The organism is Nonomuraea bangladeshensis, assembly GCF_039529455.1.
In the GTDB taxonomy this organism is placed as follows: domain Bacteria; phylum Actinomycetota; class Actinomycetes; order Streptosporangiales; family Streptosporangiaceae; genus Nonomuraea; species Nonomuraea bangladeshensis.
Genome location: NZ_BAAAMV010000005.1, coordinates 734446 through 741296 on the forward strand (window position 1 = coordinate 734446; position 6851 = coordinate 741296).

The following is a 6851-nucleotide window of genomic DNA, read 5'->3' on the forward strand; positions in this document are numbered from 1 at the left end:
CGATTCGTCGGGCCTGCGGCCGGGTCGCGGGTAGGGAGGGGAATCAGGGCGGCCTAGGATCTGTTGACGCCGGTGCAACTGCAGACGAGGAAGGCGTGGAGCGTTGAGCGACGTTCGTAACGTGATCATCATTGGATCCGGGCCAGCCGGCTACACCGCGGCCGTCTACTCCGCGCGCGCCGAGCTCAAGCCCCTGGTCTTCGAGGGCTCCGTCACCGCCGGCGGCGCGCTCATGAACACCACCGACGTGGAGAACTTCCCCGGGTTCCCCGACGGCATCATGGGGCCCGACCTCATGGACAACCTGCGCAAGCAGGCCGAGCGCTTCGGCGCCGAGCTGGTCGCGGACGACGTGGTCGAGGTGGACCTCACGGCCGAGCCCAAGGTCGTCAAGACGCACACCGACACCTACTACGCCAAGTCCGTCATCCTGGCGATGGGCTCCGGCTACCGCGAGCTCGGCCTCGAGAACGAGAAGCGCCTGTCCGGCCACGGCGTGTCCTGGTGCGCCACCTGTGACGGGTTCTTCTTCCGCAACAAGGACATCGTGGTCGTCGGCGGCGGCGACACGGCGATGGAGGAGGCCACGTTCCTCACCCGGTTCGGGCGCATGGTCACCGTGGTCCACCGCCGTGACGAGCTGCGGGCCAGCAAGATCATGCAGGACCGCGCGCTCGGCAACGACAAGATCCGCTTCGTCTGGGACTCCGAGGTCGTCGACGTGCTCGGCGACACCAAGGTCGAGGCCGTGAAGCTGCGCAACGTCAAGACCGGCGAGGAGTGCGAGCTGGCCACCGACGCGCTGTTCCTCGCGATCGGCCACGACCCGCGCACCGACCTGGTCAAGGGCCAGATCGACCTGGACGAGAACGGCTACATCAAGGTCGCCTCCCCCAGCACCGCGACCAACATCCCCGGCGTGTTCGCCGCGGGTGACGTCGTCGACCACACCTACCGCCAGGCCATCACCGCGGCCGGCACCGGCTGTGCGGCCTCGCTCGACTCCGAGCGCTGGCTCGCCGACAACGACAAGTAAGGAGCGCACCGTGAAGGCAGTCACCGACGCCACGTTCGAAGCCGAGGTACTCAAGAGCGACAAGCCCGTGCTCGTCGACTTCTGGGCGGAATGGTGCGGCCCGTGCCGTCAGGTCTCGCCCATCCTTGAGGAGATCGCCAAGGAGCACGGCGACAAGCTGGAGATCGTCAAGCTCAACATCGACGAGAACCCCGAGGTTCCGCGCCAGTACGGCGTGCTCCAGATCCCGACGATGAACGTCTACAAGGGTGGCGAGGTCGTCAAGCAGATCATCGGCGCCAAGCCGAAGGCCATGCTGCTGCGCGAGCTCGACGGCGTCATCTAGGCCGCGTCCTCCGGCGGTCCTGACGACCGTCTCTCGTGGCGCGCTTCGCCCGGCGAAAGAGCCTCCCGCGACCACGCGGGGGGCTCTCCTGCTTCCCGATGCCTCTGAACGGGTCCCAGCGGGCGCGTGCTCCCTCGGCACCTCCCGTGGGTCCCCCGCCGTGCGGCGGGCCGTCACACGGGGCGCAGGGCCCGTTCGGGGCTCATGGACCCGAGCAGCCGCTCCAGCGCGACCTCGACGTCCTCCCGCCATGACACGGCGCTCTTCAGTTCGAGCCGCAACCGCGGAAAACGCAAATGCGGACGAACAGTCTTAAATCCCACTGAAAGCAGATATTCGGCAGGAACCACGCAACTCGGCTCCTCCCACTTGAGATCCCCGAACGCCTCGATGGCTTTCACCCCGCGCCGCGTCAGGTCCTTGGCCATCCCCTGGATGAGCATCCGCCCCAGCCCGCCGCCGGAGAACTCCGGAATGATGTGCGCCGTCATCAGCAGCACCGCGTCGGCGCTCACCGGCGAGGTGGGGAACGCCACCGACCGCGGCGTGTAGAGCGGCGGGCTGTAGAGCACGAACCCGGCAGGCACTCCGTCGACGTACGCGATCTTGCCGCAGCTCCCCCACTCCAGCAGCGTGGCGGAGAGCCAGGCCTCCTTCTCCAGCCCCGGATCCCCCGAGTCCACCGCGCGCTCCCCGCTCATCGGGTCGAGCTCCCAGAACACGCACCGCCGGCACCGCCGCGGTAGATCTTCAAGATTGTCCAGGGTTATGTTGACCAGCCGGCGCGACAACTACCGCCCCTATCGTTGACCCGGAAAAGCGCGCGAAAACCGCGTCCACAGGTGGCATCGTAGCTCAGTGAAGAGAACGTCAGCGGACACCACGACGGCGTAGCCCTGTCACGTACGACATGTCCGGCTGGCGTAATCTGGTATTTCCGCCCGATATGACACCTAGGAGGTGGGCCGTGACGGAAGAGCTTGATCACGGTCAGACACCCGCGCCGGCCCAAGGGTCGCGCATCGACGCCTACGTCGATCGCTACGCCGCGCGAGCTACCGGGATGGTCGCCTCCGAGATCCGAGCTCTTTTCGCCGTCGCGTCGAGGCCCGAGGTGGTCTCGCTCGCGGGCGGCATGCCGTACGTCACCGCCCTTCCCCTCGACATGGTCGGCGAGCTCGTCTCCGAGCTCGTCACCCGGCGCGGCCCTGTCGCGCTCCAGTACGGCTCCGGCCAGGGCGACCCGCATCTGCGCGAGCAGATCTGCGACGTCATGCGCCTTGAGGGGATCCAGGCCGCGGCGGACGACGTGGTCGTCACCGTGGGTTCGCAGCAGGCGCTCGACCTGATCACCCGCATCTTCATCGACCCGGGCGACGTGGTGCTCGCCGAAGGCCCCTCGTACGTGGGGGCGCTGGGCACGTTCTCCGCCTATCAGGCCAAGGTGGTCCATATCGCCATGGACGATCAGGGCATCGTGCCCGAGTCCCTGGCCCAGACCATCTACGCGCTGGAGACCGCCGGCGCGCCCATCAAGTTCCTCTACACGATCCCCAACTTCCAGAACCCGGCCGGCGTCACCCTCAACATCGCCCGCCGCCAGCAGGTGCTCGACATCTGCCAGCGGGCCGGGGTGCTGATCATCGAGGACAACCCGTACGGGCTGCTCGGCTTCGACGGCGAGCCCATGCCCGCGCTGCGGGCCGACAACGCCGACGGGGTCGTCTACCTGGGCTCGTTCTCCAAGACACTGGCCCCGGGCTTCCGGGTCGGCTGGGCGCTCGCCCCGCACGCGATCCGCGACAAGCTCGTGCTCGCCATGGAGTCGGCGGTGCTGTCGCACTCGTCGTTCACGCAGCTCGCGGTCGGCCAATACCTCGCCACGCAGCCGTGGCGGGAGCAGATCAAGACGTTCCGCGAGCTCTACCGCGAACGCCGCGACGCGCTCCTCGACGCCCTGGAGTCGCTGATGCCGCCCGAGGTCACCTGGACCCGGCCGGGCGGCGGCTTCTTCGTCTGGGCCACCCTTCCCGAGGGGCTCGACTCGAAGGCCATCCTGCCGCGGGCCGTGGCCGAGCGCGTGGCGTTCGTCCCCGGCACCGGCTTCTTCTCCGACGGCAGCGGGGCGCGGCACATGCGCCTGTCCTACTGCTACCCCGAGCCCGACCGGATCCGCGAAGGGGTGCGCCGGCTCGCCGGGGTGATCGAGCAGGAGATGCAGCTGCGCGACACGTTCGGCACCGGCTCCGTACGCGAGCACAACGGCGTCGACACGCCCGGTCCCGACCTCGCCTGACCCCTCCGTACGGCCCGGCCACCCGCGCCGGGCCGTACAGGGCTCCGCCCGGCCGCCTCACGTACACCATTCGCCCCTCACGCCGGTACGCTCGGACAGCGTTCTGTCAGCAGAGGAGAAGTGATGAGCGAGTTGGGCCACGTGCTGGTGCTGGCCGGAGGCCTCTCCTACGAACGGGAGGTGTCCCTGCGCTCGGGCCGCCGGGTCACCGACGTGCTGCGCACCGCCGGCGTCGACGTCGAGACCCGCGACACCGACGCCTCCCTCGTGCCCTCGGTCCTCGCCGACCCTCCGGACGCGGTGTTCGTCACCCTGCACGGCGGCGCCGGCGAGGACGGCGCCATCCGCTCCGTGCTCGAACTCCTCGACGTCCCCTACGTGGGCGCCGACCCCGACGCCTGCCGGGTGGCCTTCGACAAGCCCACCGCCAAGGCGGTCGTCCGCTCCGTCGGCCTGCGCACCCCGGAGTCGGTCACGCTGCCCAAGGAGACCTTCCACGACCTCGGCGCCACGGTCGTGCTCGGCCGGATCATCGAACGGCTCGGCCTGCCCTTGTTCGTCAAGCCGGCGCGGGGCGGCTCCGCGCTGGGCGCCTCCATCGTCCGCACCGCCGAGGAGCTGCCCGCCGCGATGGTCGGCTGCTTCGCCTACGGCGACACCGCCCTCATCGAGCGCTACGTCGACGGCGTGGAGGTCGCCGTCTCGGTCGTGGACGTCGGCGACGGCCCGATCGCCCTTCCCGCCGTCGAGATCGTCCCCGACAAGGGCGTCTACGACTACGCCGCCCGCTACACCGCCGGCCACACCGAGTTCTTCGCCCCGGCCCGCCTGTCCCCCGCCGCCGCGGCCGCGTGCGCACAGACCGCCGTCACCGCCCACACGGCGCTCGGCCTGCGGGACATCTCCCGCACCGACCTCATCGTGGACGCCGACGACGTCCCGCACTTCCTGGAGGTCAACGTGGCGCCGGGGATGACGGAGACCTCACTGCTCCCGATGGCCGCCGAGGCGGCCGGCCAGGACCTCGGCGACCTCTGCCGCGCCCTCCTCCGGAACGCCGCCGCCCGCGCCCGCGCCTGACCCCGGGTCATAGCCTTACGGTGTGCTGATCGATCCGATGTACCCCAAGAGCTTTGCCAGCGACAACCACGCGGGCGTCCACCCGGACATCCTCGAAGCCATGGCGGCGGCGAACCGGGGAGACGCCCCCGCCTACGGCGGCGACACCTGGACCGCCGCCTTCGCGGAGAAGGTCAAGGAGGTGTTCGGCCCGGAGGCGGAGGGCTTCGCGGTGCTCAACGGCGCGGGCGCGAACATGGTGGGCCTCGCCCTCACCCTCCCCCGCCGCTACGACGCCATCATCTGCGCCGACAGCGCGCACATCGCGACCCACGAGGGCGGCGCCGCCGAACGCCTGCTCGGCGTGAAGCTGATGACGGTCCCCACCTCGCACGGCAAGCTCCGCCCGGCCGACATCGAGTCCCGCCTGCACGGTCTCGGCAATCCGCACGAGTCGCAGCCGGCGGTCGTCTCCATCTCGCAGGTGACGGAGCTCGGCACGTGCTACTCCCCCGACGAGATCGCGGCCCTCGCCGAGACGGCGCACGCCGCCGGCCTACGCCTCCACATGGACGGCGCCCGCCTGGCGAACGCCGCCGCCCATCTCGGCTGCGACCTGAAGGCCGTCACCACCGACGTCGGCGTGGACGTCTTCAGCTTCGGCGGCACCAAGAACGGCGCGCTCGCCGCCGAGGCCGTGGTCGTCCTCGACCCGTCCCTCGCCGAGGCCGTGCCCTTCCTGCGGCGGCAGTCCCTTCAGCTCGCCTCCAAGATGCGCTTCATCTCCGCCCAGCTCACCGCTCTGCTCTCGGACGACCTCTGGCACCACAACGCCCACCACGCCAACCAGATGGCCGCCCGCCTGGCCGCCGGCCTCACGGACGTCCCCGGAACGTCCCTCGCCTACCCTGTCGAATCCAACGCCGTCTTCGCCCAGCTCCCGCACGCCGTCGCGGAAACCCTCCGGGGCCGCTACCTCTTCCACTACTGGGACGAGCCGGCCGGCATCGTCCGCTGGATGACCGCCTTCGACACCACCCCGGAACACATCGACGACTTCCTCGCCGACCTCCACAAGACCGCATCCGCCCTCTGAAGCGCGCCCACCGGTTCCCCGCAAACCCCCGCCCATGTTTCACGTGAAACCAACCGCGCTTCGCTCGCGCCTCGCCCCGTATCGCGTCGGCTTCCGTGGCCGCGCGGCCCTAAAGCCTCGCCAGCGTGGATACCAGCCGCCGCTGTTTCACGTGAAACAGCGGCGGCCACCCCGAAGAGCCGTCAGCCCCAGTTTCCAAACGCCACGGGCGCCAGGGCTGACCACCGTCATTTCAGAAATGGCCAGCCCCGATCCCGCTCGCGGCTCACCCTGTGGTGCGCGGCTCGCCCTGTGGTGCGCTGGCCGCCCTGTGTCGCGCGGCCGCATTGCCCCGGGCGGCGTCACCTTGCCCACCACCCCCACCACCGCCGCCCCCGCACGCCGCCGCCGCCTCGTCTGACACCACACCGCCCGGCACCGCCACGGGAGCCAGGGCTGACAGCCGTCGTTCCACAAATGGCAAGCCCCGTTCGCGCTCCTAGCTCGCCCTGTGCCGCGCAGCCCGTCCTGTATCGCGCGGACCGCACTGCCCCGAGTGGCGTCACCTCGCCCGCCGCCCGCACCGCCTCGCCTCGCCTCGCCTCGCACCATACGCCGCCGCGCACACCGCCACGGGAGCCGGGGCTGACGACCGCCATTTCAGAAACGGCCAGCCCCGTTCCTGCTCGTCCTGTGTCGTACAGCCCGCCCCGTGTCGCGCGGCCACATTGCTCTGGGGCAACGTCACCTTGCCCGCCGCCCGCACCGCCTCGCCATCGCGAGACCTCCGCCGCACCGCCTGGCGCCGCACCCGCCGCGTCGCCTCGCCTAACTCCACGCCGCCCGGCGCCCGCGCCGCATGGCACCCCCGCGCTGCGGCGTCCGGGCACCGCCCAGTACCGCCTGACGCCGTCTTGATCGCCCGCCGTCCGCGCCGTCCGCGCCGTCCGCGCCGTCCGCGCCGTCCGCGCCGTCCGCGCCGTCCGCGCCGTCCGCGCCGTCCGCGCCGTCCGCGCCGTCCGCGCCGTCCGCGCCGTCCGCGCCGTCCGCGCCGTCCGCG

At 70.8% G+C, this 6851-nt stretch carries 7 protein-coding genes; 5 read left to right on the forward strand and 2 right to left on the reverse strand.

Features of this window, described 5'->3' with window-relative positions; all coding sequences use genetic code 11:
* The first annotated feature begins 103 nt into the window (after positions 1-103).
* Positions 104-1036 (forward strand): thioredoxin-disulfide reductase, encoded by a 933-nt coding sequence (gene trxB / locus ABD292_RS19365; RefSeq protein WP_329587878.1) that lies wholly within the window; start codon positions 104-106, stop codon positions 1034-1036.
* A gap of 10 nt (positions 1037-1046) precedes the next feature.
* A complete protein-coding gene (gene trxA, locus ABD292_RS19370; protein ID WP_344209018.1) occupies positions 1047-1361 on the forward strand; it encodes a thioredoxin in 315 nt (104 codons plus the stop codon).
* A 173-nt stretch (positions 1362-1534) separates the two neighbouring features.
* Here trxA and ABD292_RS19375 read toward each other — a convergent pair whose 3' ends face one another.
* On the reverse strand, positions 1535-2152 hold the full coding sequence (locus ABD292_RS19375) for a GNAT family N-acetyltransferase (RefSeq protein ID WP_091088326.1): 618 nt from the start codon (positions 2150-2152) through the stop codon (positions 1535-1537).
* Positions 2153-2307: 155 nt separating this feature from the next.
* Here ABD292_RS19375 and ABD292_RS19380 point away from each other — a divergent pair, with 155 nt between their 5' ends.
* From ABD292_RS19380 to ABD292_RS19390, 3 genes are all read left to right on the forward strand, one after another.
* The gene (locus ABD292_RS19380) at positions 2308-3657 is read left to right on the forward strand and encodes an aminotransferase-like domain-containing protein (protein ID WP_371248724.1); all 1350 of its coding nucleotides are present in this window, start codon (positions 2308-2310) and stop codon (positions 3655-3657) included.
* 123 nt (positions 3658-3780) lie between these two features.
* Complete coding sequence (locus ABD292_RS19385; protein WP_344209022.1) at positions 3781-4737, forward strand: D-alanine--D-alanine ligase family protein; 957 nt, start codon at positions 3781-3783, stop codon at positions 4735-4737.
* A 22-nt stretch (positions 4738-4759) separates the two neighbouring features.
* Complete coding sequence (locus ABD292_RS19390) at positions 4760-5812, forward strand: threonine aldolase family protein (protein ID WP_344209025.1); 1053 nt, start codon at positions 4760-4762, stop codon at positions 5810-5812.
* Between the two features lie 807 nt (positions 5813-6619).
* On the opposite strand, the gene ABD292_RS19395 is transcribed toward ABD292_RS19390, so the two are convergent.
* On the reverse strand, positions 6620-6851 hold a 232-nt coding region (locus ABD292_RS19395), incomplete at its 5' end, for a hypothetical protein (RefSeq protein WP_344209027.1).